Source organism: Catenulispora sp. EB89, from assembly GCF_041261445.1.
Classification (GTDB): domain Bacteria; phylum Actinomycetota; class Actinomycetes; order Streptomycetales; family Catenulisporaceae; genus Catenulispora.
In genome coordinates, this window is the sequence record NZ_JBGCCU010000004.1 from 388751 (window position 1) to 406412 (window position 17662).

Sequence of the window (17662 nt, forward strand, 5' to 3'; positions counted from 1 at the left end):
GTTCCCACTAACAGCGTTAGACTGCAAGTGTGGGTGCCGACAGCCCTGGTCACGGGGCATGGCGGCGGAAGTATGAAGAAGGAGGCCCCGGGTGGTTTCGGCGGACAGCAACACGGGGGCCAACACGGCGGCCAAGCCCCCTGCCATCACCCGCGAAGCCCTCGCCGCGGCGGGTATGGCCGTGCTGCGCCGCGAAGGTCTGGACGCGCTGTCGATGCGCAAGGTGGCCGCCGAGCTGGGCGTTCGCGCAGCCTCGCTGTACTACCACGTCCAGGACAAGGAGCAGCTGCTCGACCTGCTCGCCGACAGCGTGGTCTGGGACGCCCGCAAACTGGCCACCACCGGCAACTGGGAGAACTGCCTGCGCGAAGCGGCGCACGCCTACTACCGCCACCTGCACGCCAACCGCGACGCCGCGCGGCTGATGGCCGGCCGTCGCACGCCGGGCCCGAACCTGCTGTACGTGCTGGACGTCATGATGGGCCGACTGCACGCCGGCGGCTTCTCCGACGCCGACGCCGCCTGGGCCACGCTCACGATGTCGACCTACGTCCAGGGCTTCGTGCTGCAGGAGCAGTCGCCGAAGCCGCCGTTGAAGGAGAAGCGCGCCGGCATCAGCCAGTACCCGAACGTCGCGACACTCATCGACGTGCTCATGGGCGACGACTCGCAGGAGTTGTTCGCCTTCGGGATCGAGCGGATCATCGACGGCCTGCGGACCCGGCTGGCCGCCGAACCCGGAAACCCACCCGAACGGCCCACCCGCCCCGACATCACCCCGCCGTCGGCGTGACGCTAACAGGCATGACGGACAACAAAGCCGACACCAAGGCCGAGAACAAGCACTGGACCGTGACCGATTTCGACGAACACACGATTCATCTGAAGGCGCCGTTCCGCATGCTTTTCAACGACAACATCTCGCTGGCGCGCGCCTCCATCACCACGGTCGAGGCGCGTCAGGGCCACGATGTCATCGTCGTGTCGACCATGGATGGCCGCAGCTACGAGGTGCTGCGCGGGGTGGCTCGGGCGCAGCGGGCGAAGACGAAGGAAGCTTTCGGGTTGTGACGCGGTGAATCGCGATTCGGCGAATCCCGGATTCCGCGTGTGATTCCCCGCGCCCGATGGCGGATCGGGCGCGGGGAATCGCCGCGTGCTCTTGTTCGTCAGCCGTGGTGCACGGTCAGTGCGTAGAAGGCGACCCGCGCGCCCTTCGTCGTGCTGTTCGACGAGGACTGGTTGTAGCTACCGGCCTTGAAGTACATGTTGTACTGGTCGAAGGACGACGGGATCGTGTACTTCGTCGTCTTGCCGTTGACCGTCAGGTTGACGGTGTTCCCGCCGGTGACGGAGATCGTGTAGCTCCACTGCGTGCCGACCGGCACGTTCGCGATCTGGTGCGTGGTCTGGCCGCCGGACGGCGAGTTCTCGGTGCCGAGCACGATGTTGCCGTTGTTGTAGTAGTACAGCTCGACCAGGGGCTTCGTCGACGAGCCGCCGGTGCCGAGGTGGATCTGGCCGACGCAGACGTGGTTGGTCACCGACACCACGCGCAGGGTGGCCTGCAGCTGGTGGGTGCCGGCCAGGTGCCAGTCCGCGACGCTGCCGTCGGCGTTCATCTCGCGCAGCTCCGAGCGCGCGTAGTTGGAGTTCGGCGTGGTGACGCCCTTCTCCGGGGCCCAGAACGTCATCGCACCGTCGTGGGTGTCGGTGTAGAAGTACGAGTCCTGGTAGCCCTTCGCCCCCTGGAGCTGCGAGGACGTGATGGTACGCGGCGAGCCGGGGCTGCCCACGGGCTCCTGGAGCTCCCAGACGGACAGGTTGAAGTTGCCACCCGGCGCGACCGTCGTGCTGAGCTTGCCCTGGACCGCGTGCACGCCGGCGGACGCGGCGCGCGCGGGGGCCGCCTGCGCGGCCGTCGACGACGCGGCGACCACGACGCCGGTGCAGATCACGGTCGCGGCGGCGGTCGCGGCCAGGAGCTTGGGTGATGCGCCTCTCAGCATGAGAGTTCCCTTCGATCGGGGGGCGGGGCGAGGACGGCGGCGATCGGGAGCCATGGGCCGAAAGCCGGTGGTACTGTCCGGACCTTGCGAAGCGCGTGTTCATCGTCCGGTCAGGAAGCCGTTCCGGCAATGGGGCGTCGGTCAAGGCTGAGTAAAGGTTCATAACCATAATCAGGGTCCACATATGTGAACCCCATAAATGGTGTGTGACAACGCAAAAAGGCGCCGCCCTCGCATCAGCGGAGGCGGCGCCGCAGTCCTGCTGCGTCAGATCACGGTGTCAGATCTCTGTGTTGGACCTCTGTGTTGGACCTCTGTGTCACTGGAAGATCTGGAACTCCGAGATCTGCCCGGCCGGCCACCCGGTGTTCGCGGTGAAGTTCAGCCGCACGTACCGGGTGCTGGTCGAGGGGAACGTGATGGTCACGGTGTTCCCCGTCGACGGGTTGAACGTGTAGTTCGCCGAGCCGACGATGGTGGAGAAGGTGCTGTTGTCCGTCGAGCCGAGGACCGACAGCGTCTGGGTGCGCGTGGCCCAGGAGCTGGACGGCGGGAGGTCGAGCACGATCTTGCTGATGCTCTTCGACGCGCCGAGGTCCACCTGGAGCCACTGCGGGAACGCGTTGTCCGTGCTCTCCCAGTAGCTGCTGGTGTTGCCGTCGACGGTGTTGGCCGGCACGTAGTTCTGCGTGGAGCCGCTGGCCGAAGTCGGCTGGTTCAGCGCCAGGTCGGTGCTGCCGGCGGAGACGCCGGTGCCGGTCAGGGCGACCGTCGCCGGGCTGCCGGGGGCGTTGCTGGCGATGCTCAGCGTGCCGGTCCGGGAGCCGGTGGCGGTCGGGGTGAAGGTGACGTTCACCGTGCAGGACGCGCCGGCGGCCAGCGTGCTGCCGCAGGTGCTGGTCTGCCCGAAGTCACCGGAGGTGGTGATCGAGGAGATGGCGGCCGCGCCGGTGCCGGAGTTGCTCACCGTCACCGCCTGGGCGCCGGAGGAGGTGTTGACCGTCTGGTTCCCGAACGACAGGTTCGTGGTGCTGGTCGCGATCGACGGGCCCGTGGTGCCGCCGCCGCTCCCGAGGTAGGCCTGGAAGTCCGAGAGCTGTCCGGCCGGCCAGCCGCTGTTCGCCGTGATGGTGACCCGGACGTACCGGGCCGACGCGGCGGTGAACGGGATGGTCACCGTGTTGTTGTTGGCGTTCGGGTCGAAGGTGTAGGTGTTCGAGCCCACGAGGGTGGAGAAGTTGGTGCCGTCCGTGGAGCCCTGGACCGACAGGGTCTGGGTGCGGGCCCCCCACGCGGTGGACGGCGGGAGCCGCAGGACGACCTTGCCGACGTTCCAGTTCTGGCCGAGGTCGACCTGGGCCCACTGCGGGAAGGCGCCGTTCGCGCTCTCCCAGTAGGTCGAGGGGTCGGCGTCGGTCAGGTTGGCCGGGACGAAGGAGCCGTTGCTGGAGCTGGCCGAGGCCGGCTGGCCGGCGGCCAGGTTCACCGTGCCGTCGACGCCGGTGCCGCTGAGCGCCACGGTCGTCGGGGCGTTGGTGGCGTTGCTGGCCACGGTCAGCGTGCCGGTGCGGGAGCCGCCGGCGGTCGGGCTGAAGCTGACCGTCACCGAGCAGGTGCCGTTGACGGCGATCGAGGAGCAGTTGTTGGTCTGCTTGTAGTCACCGGTGACGGAGACCCCTGAGACGCTCGCCGAGCTGGTGCCGGTGTTGGTGATGGTCACCGTCTGCGGGGCGGCCGAGGCGCCGACCGCGGTGCGGGTGAAGGCCAGGCTGGCCGGGTTGGCGTTGAGCACCGGTCCCGGCGCGATGCCGGTGCCGGACAGCGAGACGGTGTCGGTGACGCCGCCGGCGTTGACCGTCAGCGCGCCGCTGCGGGCGCCGGAAGCGCTCGGCGAGAAGGTGACGTTCACCGTGCAGGACCCGTTGGCCGCGATCGACGAGCCGCAGTTGTTGGTCTGCGCGAAGTCGCCGCCGGCCGCGATCGAGGAGACCGGGGCCGCCGAACCGGTCGGGTTCGACACCGTGACGGTCTGCGCCGAGCTGGTCGTGCCGGTCGCCACCGAGCCGAAGTTCAGCGAACCGGGGCTGGTGGTGACGCTGCTGGCCGGGTACGGCGGGAAGACCGGGGTGGGGTTGTCGCTGTTGCACTGCGTCGGGCTGATCCCGGAGTTGCCTCCGTTGTCGGTGATCGCGAAGGAGTTGCCCTCACAGCTGTAGCTGGGCGCGTTGCCCGCGTTGGCCTGCGCGACGCCGGTGGCGGTGACGTTCTGGAACGTCGCGGCGCCGCCGGTCTGCTCCTGCATCGCGAAGGTACCGGTGCCGGCGATGGTCACGTTGTTCAGCGAGACGCCGCTCACCGTGCCCTCGACCCACTGGACCGCCTCGAACGGGCTCTGCTCGATCAGGGCGTTGCTGACGTTGATCGGCCCGGTGATCGCGCCCTGGCTGCCGTCGAACCACAGCGCGCCGACGCCGAACTGCCAGTTCGGGTCCAGGTCGCCGTCGCGGATCAGGGTGTTGTTGGAGATCGTGGTCAGGCCGACGGGGGTGGACGTGAAGCGCTGCCCGACCTGGATGCCGCCGCCCTGCGAGATGCCGGAGTCGACCACCAGGTTCCCGGTGACGGTGTTGTCGTGGCCGCCGTAGATCGCGATGCCGTTGGCCAGGATCTGGTCGGAGACCGTGTTGTTGGAGATCAGGTCGTTGGCGTCGGCACCGAGGCTGGTGTCCGCCCACTGTGCGATGCCGTCGTCACCGGTGTTGCGGATGTCGCTGTTCGTCACCGTGGAGTTGGTGACGCCGCCGTGGAAGTTGATGCCGTCCGCGGACGTGTCGCGGATGCGCATCCCGCTGAACGACACCTTGTCCATCGGCCCGTCCATCCAGGCGCCGACCTTCATGTGCTCGATCCAGATGTTGCTGATGGTCGAGTCGTTCATCGCGCCGCCGATGCCGTTGACCTGGTCGCAGTCGTTGCGGGTCTGGACATTGCCGAAGATCGCGAAGTTGGACAGGTGCACGTTGCTGCTGGAGCCCTTGTTGCCGCCGACGCCGCAGCTGTCCGGCTCGCCGAGGCCGTAGAAGCCGGGCGCCGCGCCGGTCACCGTGGAGTACCACATGCCGGCTCCGGCCACCGTCACGTTGTTGACCGTGATGTGGCGCGGGATGTTGAACGTCCCCGGCGGGATCCACACGGTGCCGCCGGCTCCGGCGGCGGCGACGGCGGCGTTGAACGCGGCCGTGGAGTCGTTGACGCCGGTGGCGTCGGCACCCTCGCTGGTCACCGAGACCGAGCCGGCCGGCTGGGTCAGCGCCGGGCCCACGTTCTCGAAGTCGGCGAGGTTGATCGTGTACGACGAGGCGGTGTCACCGGAGTCGACCTGCAGCTTGAAGGTCGTGCCGGCCTGGTAGGTGGTGCTGAAGAGCTGGTGCACCTCGTCGTAGAAGTGGTGCGGGGTGCTGCCCGGGGTGTTGCTGCCCGGATAGCCGCCGTAGTACCAGCTGTAGGCGTTGGTCAACGTCAGGTTCTGCTGCTTGTTCCCGTTGACGTACAGGGACAGCGGCGCGGTGTAGACCGACCCGTCGGAACTGTCCGGGATGCTGTACCGGATGTCGATCGAGTTCGTCGCGACCGGCGTGGTGAACGTGATGCTCTGCCCCGAGCCGTTGCCGGCCAGGGTGACGGCCTGGCGGTAGGACGCCTCGTCGGCCAGTTGGCCCTGACTGACGCTGGGGCCTATCAGGGTTCCGGTGGTCGCGGTGGCCTTGGCGGCCTCGACCTCCACGTAAGGCAGGGAAGCCCCCGAACCACCGGTCGCGCCGGCCGCGGCCGCGGGCGAGGCGGCGAGAGCGACCATGGTGCCGGCCGTGGCCAGAACCGCCCCGAGGGCGGCGGCCAGGGTGCGGCGTGGTGAGCGGGAACGCGCGCCGGATATCCCGGCGCGTGCGGATCTGGACATCACAAAGGGCTCCTTCGATGGGGCACCGTGCGGGGTACGGACCGTGGGGTTCGGCCCGGTGGGGAGATGTCGCAGCGGGAGCGTAACGCCGCCGACACCTTCGCGCAATAACCCGGTGCTAGCGCTGCAAGGAGTTTGCTGTTCCTTGAAAATTCGCGATACCGGCGCAGGGTGCCGCGATTGCCCAGGTCAAGGTCCTGACAGGCGGGGCCGGATCGCGGCGCACTGAGCCCCACACAGGTGGTTTCGCGGATTCGAGAACACGCCCGCGCTCCGTACGGTCGTTCCAGCCATTGGGAATGCATGGAGGGGGAATCCGATGCGCAAGACGATCCTGCCCGCGGTGGGCATCATCATGGTGGCGGCCTCGCTGGTGGGCTGTTCGAGCAGCACGACCACTCCGGGGGGCCTGGGCGCGCCGCCGTCGGGCGGCGGTACTCACCAGCCGGCCGGTGACGACGGCGGCCGCGGCGGATCCGCCGGCACCACGGGCGCGACGTCGGGCTCGAACACCGACGACTGCATCACGGAGTTCGCCTTGTCGTTCTGCGCGAAGGTCTCCATCACCGGCGCGGTCACCGTCAACGGCACCGGGAACGGTGAACCCGTGTTCGGACCGGACGATTCCAGCCTGAAGTGCGCCGACCTGGCGAACTACCATCCGACGGATGGCATAGACCCCTCGCTCGGTGTTCCGCAGTCGATCGGCGATCACGTCCTCGACACCAACTGGCACTACCCGGGCGGGGTGGGCACCTCGGACATCTCACGCTATGCGGGCTTGAACCGCATCACCATCGACAACAAGGACTTCATGCAGATCGCCGCTGGTTCCGACGGCGGGGGGAGTTCCGGCTCCGTCCAGTTCAACGCCGACGGGTCCGGCACTCTGACGTTCAAGGACCTCATGAACAGCGACGACGCGGCCAACCCGCAGAAGATCTCCGGAACCATCACCTGGACCTGCATCAACGGCAGCAAGTAGGGCGCCGGCTACGCCAGCGTCTCCCGAGCCACCCCGCGCAGCAGCCGCACCAGCTCGCGCGGCGCGGCGGCCTTGGCGTCGGCGCGGGTGGCGACGCTGACGATGCGCCGTGTCGGGCCGTCCGCGCCGAGTCCGGTCACGGTCACGCCGGCGACCGGGCCGGTGACCGTCAGGCGGGGCAGGATCGCCATGCCGACGCCCTGCGCGACCATCGACAGCACGACGCCGTCGTCGGCGACCTCCAGGGTCGCCTTCGGCAGGAAGTCCTGGCGGCGCCACCAGTCCCGGGTGTACGAGGAGCAGTTCTCCGGCCAGTCGATCACCGGCAGGCCGCGCGGTTCCTTGTACACCGACGGGTAGGCCAGCACATACGGCTCGCGCAGCAGTTCCCCGACCACCATGCCGGGCGGGGTCGGCGCGTCGTCGTCGAGCGTGGCGATCGCCAGGTCCGCGCGGCCCTCCTCGACCTCGCCGACGGTGCCGGCGCCGAGTTCGGGCACGACCAGCACGCGCGGCGCGATGCCCGGGTAGCGCGCGGCGAGCCCCTTGAGCGCCGGCGGCAGCAGCACCGCGGCCGCGCTCCGGAACGCCGCGACCCGCAGCGTCCCGCTGACGGTGCCCTCCTCGGCGCCGCGCGCCTCGGCTCCCAGCAGCTCCAGCTGCCGCAGCACCTGCCGGGCCCGCACCACCGCGCGCTCCCCCGCCGGCGTCGGCCGGGCCCCGGTGCGGCCGCGTTCGAAGAGCACGGCGCCGACCTTGCGCTCCACGCCGCGCACCGCGTGGGACACCGCGGACTGGGTCGTCCCGGTGACTTCGGCTGCTGCGGTAAAGCTGCCGGTGCGCGCCACGGCGACCAGGAGGCGCAGCTCCGAGGGGGCGAGATCGGTCATGGTGATCACTGTAGGCGGAATCGGTTCCGACCATGAAGCCCGCTCATGGAAAACGGTTATCCACAAGCGCGGGGATCTGCTTGCGAGCAGTGATTCTCCGTACGGTCATGTCCATGACCGCGACCTACCAAGCCATCCACCAAGCCCGCCGTCCCGAGGGCCGCCCGACCGCCGCCGACTTCGAGTTCGTCTCCGGCCCGATCCCCGAACTCCCGCCACTTGGGATCCTGGTACAGAACCTGGCCCTGTCCGTGGACCCCTACATGCGCGAGGCGATGCACTGGGGCGGCTGGGAGAAGGGCTTCGGGCTGGAGGGCCGGGCGCTGGGCCGGGTCCTGGCGTCGAAGGACCCTGAGATCACTGAGGGCACCGTCGTCTTCCACCGGCACAGCTGGGCCACGCACGCCGTCCTCACCAAGGACGACCTGCGGATCCTGCCCGTCACCGACGGCGTCCCGCTCACCGCGTTCCTCGGCATCCTCGGCGGCACCGGCCTGACCGCCTACGTCGGCCTGAAGCGGATCGCGAAGCTCCAGCCGGGCGAGGACCTGTTCATCTCGGCGGCCGGCGGCGGGGTCGGCACGGCGGCGGCCCGCATCGCCCGCGTCATGGGCGCCGGACGCCTGATCGGCAGCACCGGCTCCCCGGCGAAGGCGAAGCACCTGATCGAGCACGTCGGCTTCGACGCCGCGATCGACTACCGCGCCGCGACCCCGCTGGCCGACCAGCTCAGCGCCGCCGCACCGGACGGCATCGACGTGTACTTCGACAACGTCGGCGGCACGCACCTGGAAGCCGCCATCAGTGTCCTGCGACACCACGGCCGCATCGCCTGGTGCGGCGCCGTCTCGCAGTACGACGACCTGGAGAACCCGCCCGCCGCACCGGCCAACCTCTACGACGTCGTCGGCAACGCGCTGCGCCTGGAGGGCTTCCTCGTCCGCGACCACCTCGACGCCCGCGAGGAGTTCGAGGACTTCCTCATCCCGCACATCGCCTCCGGCGCGGTGCCGGTCGACGAGACCGTGGTGCACGGGTTCGGGCGGACGGTCGAGGCCTTCATCTCGATGCTCGGCGGCGGGAACGTCGGGAAGATGGTGGTCACGCTGGAGGACGAGGGCTGATAGTCACGCCACCCGCCCCAGATCCGACCGCGTCACCTGATGCCGCAACGGCTGGCCGCCGACCAGCCGCTCGACCTCCGCGACCACCGCGTCGCCGATCCGCGACAGCTCGTTGCCGATGGAGCCGGCGATGTGCGGGGTGAGGAAGACGTTCGGCAGTCGGTACAGCGGAGAGTCCTCCGGCAGGGGCTCGGGGTCGGTGACGTCGAGCACCGCGCTGAGGCGGCCGGAGAGCAGCTCGTCGGTGAGGGCGTCGGCCTCGATGAGGGCGCCCCGCGAGGTGTTGATCAGCGTGGCGCCATCGGGGATCAGGGCCAGGCGGCGGCGGTCCAGCATGCCGCGGGTCTGCGGGAGGTCGGGGGCGTGCAGGGTGACGATGTCGCTACTGCGCAGCAGGTCGTCCAGGGACAGCAGGACGGCGCCGAGGTCGGTGGCTTCGCTCGGCCCGATGTACGGGTCGCTCAGGTAGACGTCGAAGTCCAGTGGTCGCAGCAGCTCCAGCAGTCGGCGGCCCACGCGTGAGGCGCCGATGACGCCGACGCGGCGGTGGTGGTTGCCGAGGGTGTCCCGGCGCCGTTCGCGGTCCGGGTCGGGGGCGCCGCGCTGGCCGGTGAACGATTCGCGCAGGACGAAGGCGTTCTTGCCGGCCAGCAGGATCGCGGCCAGTGTGTACTCCGCGACGGGGATGGCGTTGGCCTGCGCCATGGACGACACCAGCAGGCCGCGCTCCCAGACCGCGTCGGTCACGTAGCCGCGCACGGTTCCGGCCGCGTGCAGAATGGCCCGAAGCCGAGGCGCCGCCTCCAGGACGCTCTGATCGATCGGTGGAGAGCCCCAGCTCGTGATCAACAGATCGGTTCCGGCGAGCGCCCGCGCCGCCTCGGGGTGCCTGAAGTCGGAGACGACCAGGCAGGCGTCGATGTCGACCAGCTCGCGCAGCCGGTCCAGCGCCCTCGGCGGGAACAGCCGGGGCAGGTTGTCGAGGTTCATCGCGAACAGTGCGGTGGGTCGGGCGCTCAAAGTGGTGGCTCCAGGGATATGGCCCGTCACCTTGCTTCGCCGGCCTCTGGGCGGCGAAGCAAGGTGAGGGTTGTGGACTACTGGGCTTCGGGTCGGGCCTGGTGCGGAACTGCCGCAGGCCGTTCACACGTACTGCCGACGGTCACCGACTCCCCACTCTCCGCTGCGGCGAGCAACGATTCCATGACGTCCAGCACATGGAACGCCAGCGCGCCGTTCGCCCGGTGCGGCACGCCCTCGGCGAGCGCCCGCGCCAGGTCCGAGACGCCGTAGCCGCGCGAGGCGTTCCGGTATCCGCCGAGCTCCGGCACCTTCTCCCACTCCCTGGCCTCGGCGCGGAAGATGCTCACCTCGCCGTCGAAGCCGTTGGGATCGGGCACCTCCAGCGAGCCCTGCGATCCGTACACCTCGATCCGGGGCAGCTGCCCGGCCCACACGTCGAAGCTCATCACCAGCGTCGACAGCGCGCCGTTCGCGTGCTCCAGCACGCCGGTGACGTGCGTCCGCACCTCCACCGCGAACTCGGTGCCGGCCCGCGGCCCGCTGCCGATGGTGCGTGTCGGCCGCGGAGTGGAGCTCATCCCCACCACGCGCTTCACCGGGCCGAGCAGCGTCACCAGGGCCGTGAGGTAGTACGGCCCCATGTCCAGCAGCGGACCGCCGCCGGGGCGGTAGTAGAACTCCGGGTCCGGATGCCAGCGCTCGTGGCCCGGCGTGACCATGAACGCGGTCGCGGCCACCGGGACGCCGATGTCCCCGGCGTCCAGCGCGGCGCGCGCCGTCTGGATCCCGGTGCCGAGCACGGTGTCCGGCGCGCAGCCGACGCGCACTCCGGCGCGTTCGGCCGCTTCCAGGACCGCGCGCGCCTCGGCGGTGGTGGCGGCGAGCGGCTTCTCGCCGTACACGTGCTTGCCGCCGGCGATCGCGGACTGCGCGACCTCGGCGTGGGCGGCGGGGATGGTGAGGTTCAGGACGAGGTCGACGTCCTCGGCCGCGTACAGCTCGGCCGGTTTGGTGGCGCGGGCGCCGGGGACGTCGGCCGCGACCTTGGCCGCGCGTTCCGCGTCCAGGTCGGCGATCGCGGTGATCCGCAGGTTCGGCAGCCGCGGTGCGGCCTGGAAGTACTGCCCGCTGATGTTGCCCACGCCGACGACGCCGATGCGCAGCACCGAACCGTGCTCGCCGGTCGCCGTCGTCCCGCTCACCGTGTCGCCCATGCCAGTCCCCTCCTGATCATCTGGTCCACCTCGGGCACTTCCAGGTCGGACATCCGGTGTCCGACCGCGGTGACGAACACCCGGCCGGCCCCCCACTGCCGGGTCCACGTGACCGGCATGACGACGCCGGCCAGTTCCGGGGTGTCGGGGTCCTCGGCGTAGTCGGTGACCGCGATGGCCTCGACCGCCGGGTCCACGTGCAGGTAGTACTGCTCGGTGGTGACGGTGAACGGCCTGATCCCGGCCATGATCGGGTGCTCGGCGTGTCCGGCCGTGGCGCGCACCGTGTAGGTGGTGAACTCGCGCGGGTGGTGCACGAACTGCCCGCCGGTCATCAGCTGGTAGCGGGTCTCGCTCCGGAAGGCGTCGATGATCCCGCCGTGCCAGCCGGCGAACCCGGTCCCGGCGCGCACCGCGCGGATCAGGCCGGTGGTCTGCTCGCCGGTGATCTGGCCCATGGTCCAGCACTGCACGATCAGATCGGTGCCGGCGAGCAGGTCCTCGTCGAGGTAGCTGTCCAGGGTGTCGGAGATCGTGACGTCGTAGCCGTCGTCCTTGAGCCGCCGCGCGTACCGGTCGCTCGCGGGGACCGGGACGTGGCCGTCCCAGCCGCCGCGCACGACCAGCGCGCGCTTGGTCGTCGGACCCTGATGTGTCTGGTGCGTCATTCGTTGTTCTCCACAGGTTGTGCCACTGCCACTCCGCCGCTGCCGGCCGCCGCACCGCCGGCGACGCCCTCGACCAGGTTCCGCTGCAGGATCACGAAGACCACCAGGATCGGCAGCGCCACGATGATCGTCGCGGCCGCGACCAGCGGCCACTGCGAGGAATACTGGCCGAAGAACGAGAACAGGCCGCGGGTGACCGGCCACAGGCTCTGGTCGTTGAGCATGACCAGCGGCAGGATCAGGTTGTTCCAGCCCGCGACGAAGCCGAAGATGCCGAAGGTGGCCAGCGCCGGCTTCATCTGCGGGATGATCATGGTGAAGATGTAGCGGATGTACCCGCAGCCGTCCAGGGCCGCGGCCTCGTCCATCTCGCGCGGGATGGTCTTGATGTAGCCGACGAAGAAGAAGAACCCGGCGCCGGTCAGCGAGGTCATGATGAGGTAGCCGATCCGGCTGTTGTACGTGCCGATCTTCTGCGCCTCGATGAACAGCGGGATCAGCCCGGCGGGCAGGAACCCGGAGAACACGAAGAACCCGTACAGCACATTGGAGTGCTTGAACCAGCCGCGGGAGATCGGGAAGGCGAGGAAGACCCCGAGAATCAGGGTGATGATGTCCGGGATGATCGCGTACAGCAGGCTGTTGACCATCTCGTTGGAGAAGTCGCCCTCGCTCCAGGCGTCGCTGAAGTTGGACGTGGTCCACGGGTGCGGCAGGCCGGTCGGGTTGTTCAGGAACTCGTTGTTGGTCTTGAACGCCTGCAATGCCAGGTAGATCAGCGGGAGTGCGAAGAAGCCCACTGAGATGACCAGGCAGGCCAGCTGCAGCCCGCCGGTGCGGACGGCACGCCGCGCGCGGCTGTCGGCGGCGTGGGTGTCGATGACGCTCACAGCGTCACCTCCCGGCGGCGCAGGAAGATCAGCAGCACACTGCCGATCACCAGCGTGATGACGAACTGCGCCACGGCCAGCATGGAGCCGTAGCCCAGCGACGGGTTCACCCCGAACGCCGTGTCGAACATGTACATGCCCAGCGTCTTGGTGCCGTAGTTGCCGTCCGTCAGCACCCTGATGAGGGCGTACTCGCCGACGCAGCCCATGGCGGTCAGGAACACGTTCACCGTGGTGGCGTTCGCCAGCAGCGGCCAGGTGATGTGCCGGAAGGTCCGGAACCGGCCGGCGCCGTCCAGCGAGGCGGCCTCGTACAGCTCCGGCGGGATCCGGCGCAGCGCCGCGATGTAGACCAGCATGGTGTAGCCGCTGAACATCCAGACGTTGATCAGGACGACCAGCGACAGTGCCCAGTTCTTGTCGCCGAGGAACGCGGTGTTGATCCCGAACGCGCCGTGCAGGATCGGCTCGGCCGGCCCGTTCTGCGGGTCGAAGACCAGCGAGAACAGCACGCCGACGATGGTCACCGAGAAGATCTGCGGCATGAAGATCAGCGCGCGGTAGAGCCCGAACCCGCGCCGCCGGTGGCGCAGCAGCAGGGCCAGTCCGAGGCCGATCGCGATCTGCAGGACCGTGACCCCGGCGACGTATTTCAGCGTCACCGTCACGGAGGCGGAGAAGTCACTCCAGGAGCTGTTGAACGCGTTGCTGTAGTTGCACAGCCCGCAGAAGTGCAGGGGGGTGCCCGGGAAGCCGGAGTACTCGGTGAAGGAGAAGAACACGGTCGACACCGACGGGAACAACCCGAAGACCAGCCAGCCGATCGTGGGCACGGCGATGGAGGCCCAGGGCAGCCACCGCCGTGTCCGCTTCGTACCGAAGGGGATGGTGCTCACAGGTCAGTGCCCCGCTGCCGACTTGTACGCGTCAGCGGCCTGCTTGAGCGCGTCCGCCGGGGTCTGCGACCCGAACGGCTGCATCTTGGTCCGGTCGATGTCGCCGGCCACCTTCGGGAACTTGGTGGAGGTCCAGGGCGGCTGGACGTTCGGGTAGCCCTCCGAGGCGTGCGCGGCCAGCCAGTCGGTCCAGGGCAGCGCGGGCGTCGGCACCGACGGCTCGGTGGAGATGGATCCGGTGGCCTTCAGCCAGGCCGCGTAGTTGTCCGGCTGGGTGAACAGATCGAGCCACTGCATCGCCAGCGTCTGGTGCTTGGACCAGGTCGGAACGACCCAGGACAGGTCCGGCGCCAGGGCGGCGCGGTTCCAGCTCGCGGTGTCGGCGCCCGGCATCGCCATGAAGCCGAAGTTCAGGCTCGGGTTGCCCTGGGCGATGGTGTTGCCGTCGTAGGAGCCGTCGAAGAAGAACGGGAAGTCGTTGGCCTTGGCGGCCCAGACCCCCGGCGCCGACTGCGCGGGCACACCCGCGGCGTTGGGCTCCATGTAGGACAGGATCTTCTCGTAGCGCTGGGCGGCGTCCGCGTAGACCGGGTCGGTCCAGCTCTGGGCGCCGCTCCAGAAGTCCTGCGCGCGCTTGTTCCACAACGCCGGGGCGTCGGTGCTCGGCTTGTCCTGCATCAGCAGCTGGTTGATGATGCCGAACCACGGAATGCTCTGGTAGCCGTCCTTTCCGGCCACGTACAGCGGCGTGATCCCCTTCGACTTGAGGGTGTCCAGGTCGCTGATGAACTCGCCGTAGGTCGTCGGAACCGACAGGCCGTACTTGGCCAGCAGGTCCTTCTTGTAGAACATGCCCGAGTTGTTGACGTACTCGGCCGTCATCACGCCGTAGACCCCGTTGTTGTAGCCCATGGCGTACTTCTGCGTGGCCGGGTCGAAGCGCTTCATGAACGGCTGGTTCGACAGGTCGACGAACTGCCCGGACTGGATCAGCGCGGGAGTGCCCTGCGGGATGATGCCGGTCGCGGCCGGCGGATACGAGGCCGGAGTCGGCGGGAACTGGGCCAGCACGTCCACGCTCTTGGCGGAGACCAGGCTCTGCCACAGCGTCGGCCACGCGTTCGCGGCGGTCGGCGCGGTCTGAAGCTTGATCTTGACGCCGGGGTGCTGCTGCTCGAACTGGGCGTCCACTTTCTGGGTCTGGGCGACGGCGGCCGGGTTCGTCCACATCGCGATGGTGAGCGTCTGCGACCCACCGGAACCGCTACTGCCGCTACTGCTGCCACAGGCGGCCAGGCCCGCGGCCAACGGCACGACGGCGACCGCCGCGAGGGCGCGGCGACGCCGGGTCGAAAACAAAGATGTTGATCTGGCCATGACGGCTCCTCGAAGAAGAGTTGGGAGGTCACGGCCGACGGCAGGACACCGCTTTTCACAGCGGTGTCCGAAGTCCTGGAGGTGCCACGAAGTATCAGTTCGCAGCGGCGGCGGGGTCAAGGCTTGGCGGGGTGAAAAGACTTCTCTGACACCAAAAAGCGTAAAAGCGATGATCTTCAAGTGGCATAGACGCAGATCAGAGCGCTTCAGTACGGCCCGTCGATGAGAAGCCTTGTCGCACTAACACTCTTGGAGTTACATACTCCTCACGTCGCCGACGGTGTACGTCCTGGAGGAAACAAACCACCCGCCATCTGCCCACCCCTGAAGGGGGAACTGATGCTGCGCTCGGTTCGACGTGGAGTGATTCCACTGATTTGCGGCCTCGCCGCCAGCGTGTTCGTCGCCCAGTACGCGACGGCCGACCCCGCCCCCGCAACGAAAGCGCACGCCGGTCCCGTCTCCGATTACTGGGCCTCGCAGTTCCAGTTCGACAACAACGGCACGCCCTGGTCGACGGCGGACTTCGCGGCCGTCAAGGCCAAGGGGATCGACCGCGCCGAGCTCAACATGCCGTGGTCGCAGCTGGAACCGTCGCGCGGCACCTTCGACTTCTCCGAACTGGACACCGAGCTGGCCAACGCCAAGGCGGCCGGGGTGAAGCTGGTGCCGATCTTCTGGCAGTCCGGCTGGCGCGGCAGCCCCGCGACCTTCGAGACCGACCACGAGGTGACCAGCACCGGCGCCACCGGCGTGGCGCTGGCCTGGTGGGACCGGACGGAACAGGACGACTACTTCGCCTACGTCACCGCCACCGTCGCGCACATCACGCACAACCCGGCGTACGGCGGCTCGTTCATGGACTACGGCCACCTCGACGCGCAGTGGCTGGACAGCCCCGGCGAAGGCGGCTGGGCCCCGGCCGACATCGCGTACTTCCACAGCAGCTGGCTGCCGGCCACCTACCAGACCGTCGCCGCCTTCAACGCGAAGTACAACACCACGTACACCTCGTTCGACCAGGTGCCGGCCGCACTACCGGGCGCCGCGCTGGACGGCGTCTACCAAGCCTTCCGCCAGTGGAGCGTGCAGGACACGTACGACCGGCTCACCGCCGCGGTCCGCAGGGTCAGCAACGGTCCGCTGTTCTACTACTTCGGCGGGCACATATCCAACGCCCCGCAGCTCGGCAACCTGCCGGACATCTTCTTCAACCTGGCGCGGAAGTACCACGCCACGGTCGTCGAGGACGCTGCCAACTCCGCCGGCCTGAGTCTGCTCTTCGGCAGCCTGGGCCGCGCCTACCACGTGCCCGTCGCGCAGGAGTGGACCGTGTTCGGCACCGACGACCAGATCCCGGCCGAGGCCGTGAACTGGCTGTCCATGTACCCCATGACGCTGCCGACCGGCGGCGGCGAGGACTTCTTCATCCACGACGGCACCGACAAGGACGTCATCGGATACCCGATCTACACCTCCTGGCTGCCGGTCCTCCAGAAGATCTCCGGCTCGTACCCGACCCAGCCGGTCGCGGTCTACATCGACTACTCGACGGCGCGCGGCAACGACAGCGGCGGCAGCCTGAACAACGTCGAGAACAGCATCGGCGCGCTGTGGGCCGGCTACCAGGCCGGGTTCTCCGTGGTCACCAGCGAGGAGATCGCGAACCACGCCGACAGCCTGTCGCACTACCGCGCGGTGCTGCCGATGAACGGCTCCGACGCCAACATCGCCGCCTACCAGCAGGCCGGCGGAACGGTGCTGAGCAACGGATCCCAGCTCGCCTCCTACGCCCCGGCCTACGCCGACCTGACCAGCCAGCACGCGCTCCAGGTCGTGCCCGCCACCGCGGCGAACCACCGCAGCTCCATGGTCACGCTCGGCGAGGTGAACTCGAACTACGGCTACACCGGTTCGGTCACGCTGCATCCCGACGGCCTGAACCTGGTCCGCGGCACCTACCACGTGGTGGACGCGCTGACCGGCCAGGCACCGGCGCAGAAGCTGCTCGCGGACGGCAGCGTCTGCGTGCCGGTCACGATGAAGTCGGCGCAGCTCGACCAGTGGTCGGTGCTGCCGGGCGCGGCTCCGGCCGGCACCCCGGTCCCGGCCTCGTGTCCCGGGAACAGCAGCGGCGCGACGTCCGTCACCGGCACCGCCGGACAGAGCGGCGGGGGCCTGATCTACATGTCCGTCGGCGCGACCGGCCAGGGTGCCGACGGCAACCTCATCCAGGTGACGCAGGGCGGCCAGACCGCTTATGAGACCTGGACTTCCGCGCAGAGCGGCGTCACGCCGGCCAACGTGTACCTCCAGCTGGACCCGTCCAGCCAGGTCGCCAAGGCCTCCACGGTGACCGCGAACGTCACCTACTGGTCGGTCGCCGGCCAGGGCTTCCAGGTGCAGTACGACTCGACCACGGCCCCGTACTTCGGCGGGCCGACCGTGGCCGGAAGCGGCACCGGCAGCTGGCAGACCGCGACCGTGACGCTCACCGATGTGCAGTTCAACGAACTGCAGAACCTCTCCGCCGACCTCCGCCTGGCGGTCACGGACCCGACCAAGCCGCTGTATGTCAGCAGCGTGACGCTGAGTACCAGCAACGCAGCCCTGTCCACCGCCGGCTGA

At 69.0% G+C, this 17662-nt stretch carries 14 protein-coding genes; 5 read left to right on the forward strand and 9 right to left on the reverse strand.

The genetic code is table 11. The features are described 5' to 3' along the window. The first annotated feature begins 91 nt into the window (after positions 1-91). Both ABH920_RS11375 and ABH920_RS11380 read left to right on the forward strand, forming a co-directional pair. Positions 92-793, forward strand: a complete 702-nt coding sequence (locus tag ABH920_RS11375) for a TetR/AcrR family transcriptional regulator C-terminal domain-containing protein (protein ID WP_370348867.1) — start codon at positions 92-94, stop codon at positions 791-793. A gap of 11 nt (positions 794-804) precedes the next feature. Beyond that, positions 805-1071 (forward strand): hypothetical protein, encoded by a 267-nt coding sequence (locus ABH920_RS11380; RefSeq protein WP_370348868.1) that lies wholly within the window; start codon positions 805-807, stop codon positions 1069-1071. A 98-nt stretch (positions 1072-1169) separates the two neighbouring features. Here the strand turns inward: ABH920_RS11380 and ABH920_RS11385 are convergent, their stop codons facing one another. Beyond that, a complete protein-coding gene (locus ABH920_RS11385; RefSeq protein ID WP_370348869.1) occupies positions 1170-2009 on the reverse strand; it encodes a polysaccharide lyase family 7 protein in 840 nt (279 codons plus the stop codon). Positions 2010-2328: 319 nt separating this feature from the next. Beyond that, on the reverse strand, positions 2329-5967 hold the full coding sequence (locus ABH920_RS11390; RefSeq protein ID WP_370348870.1) for a choice-of-anchor D domain-containing protein: 3639 nt from the start codon (positions 5965-5967) through the stop codon (positions 2329-2331). A 319-nt stretch (positions 5968-6286) separates the two neighbouring features. Here ABH920_RS11390 and ABH920_RS11395 point away from each other — a divergent pair, with 319 nt between their 5' ends. Continuing rightward, positions 6287-6952 carry a hypothetical protein gene (locus tag ABH920_RS11395; protein WP_370348871.1) on the forward strand — a complete coding sequence of 222 codons (666 nt, stop codon included), beginning with the start codon at positions 6287-6289 and terminating at the stop codon, positions 6950-6952. A gap of 8 nt (positions 6953-6960) precedes the next feature. Here the strand turns inward: ABH920_RS11395 and ABH920_RS11400 are convergent, their stop codons facing one another. Further along, positions 6961-7842, reverse strand: a complete 882-nt coding sequence (locus ABH920_RS11400) for a LysR family transcriptional regulator (protein WP_370348872.1) — start codon at positions 7840-7842, stop codon at positions 6961-6963. A 113-nt stretch (positions 7843-7955) separates the two neighbouring features. On the opposite strand from ABH920_RS11400, the gene ABH920_RS11405 reads away from it, so the two are divergent. Beyond that, positions 7956-8966, forward strand: coding sequence for an NADP-dependent oxidoreductase (locus ABH920_RS11405; protein ID WP_370348873.1), 1011 nt, complete (start codon positions 7956-7958; stop codon positions 8964-8966). A 3-nt stretch (positions 8967-8969) separates the two neighbouring features. On the opposite strand, the gene ABH920_RS11410 is transcribed toward ABH920_RS11405, so the two are convergent. From ABH920_RS11410 to ABH920_RS11435, 6 genes are all read right to left on the reverse strand, one after another. Continuing rightward, the gene (locus tag ABH920_RS11410; RefSeq protein ID WP_370348874.1) at positions 8970-9986 is read right to left on the reverse strand and encodes a hydroxyacid dehydrogenase; all 1017 of its coding nucleotides are present in this window, start codon (positions 9984-9986) and stop codon (positions 8970-8972) included. A gap of 77 nt (positions 9987-10063) precedes the next feature. Next, positions 10064-11203 (reverse strand): Gfo/Idh/MocA family protein, encoded by a 1140-nt coding sequence (locus ABH920_RS11415; RefSeq protein ID WP_370348875.1) that lies wholly within the window; start codon positions 11201-11203, stop codon positions 10064-10066. Further along, a complete protein-coding gene (locus ABH920_RS11420) occupies positions 11188-11871 on the reverse strand; it encodes a ThuA domain-containing protein (protein ID WP_370348876.1) in 684 nt (227 codons plus the stop codon). The genes ABH920_RS11415 and ABH920_RS11420 overlap by 16 nt, the downstream gene beginning before the upstream one ends. Continuing rightward, complete coding sequence (locus tag ABH920_RS11425) at positions 11868-12761, reverse strand: carbohydrate ABC transporter permease (RefSeq protein WP_370348877.1); 894 nt, start codon at positions 12759-12761, stop codon at positions 11868-11870. The genes ABH920_RS11420 and ABH920_RS11425 overlap by 4 nt, the downstream gene beginning before the upstream one ends. Further along, positions 12758-13657: a carbohydrate ABC transporter permease gene (locus ABH920_RS11430; protein ID WP_370348878.1), complete on the reverse strand. Its 900-nt coding sequence runs from the start codon at positions 13655-13657 to the stop codon at positions 12758-12760. Before ABH920_RS11430 ends, ABH920_RS11425 begins: the two co-directional genes overlap by 4 nt. A 3-nt stretch (positions 13658-13660) precedes the next feature. Next, positions 13661-15034 (reverse strand): ABC transporter substrate-binding protein, encoded by a 1374-nt coding sequence (locus ABH920_RS11435; protein ID WP_370348879.1) that lies wholly within the window; start codon positions 15032-15034, stop codon positions 13661-13663. A gap of 363 nt (positions 15035-15397) precedes the next feature. On the opposite strand from ABH920_RS11435, the gene ABH920_RS11440 reads away from it, so the two are divergent. Then, positions 15398-17662: a glycoside hydrolase family 42 gene (locus ABH920_RS11440; protein WP_370348880.1), complete on the forward strand. Its 2265-nt coding sequence runs from the start codon at positions 15398-15400 to the stop codon at positions 17660-17662.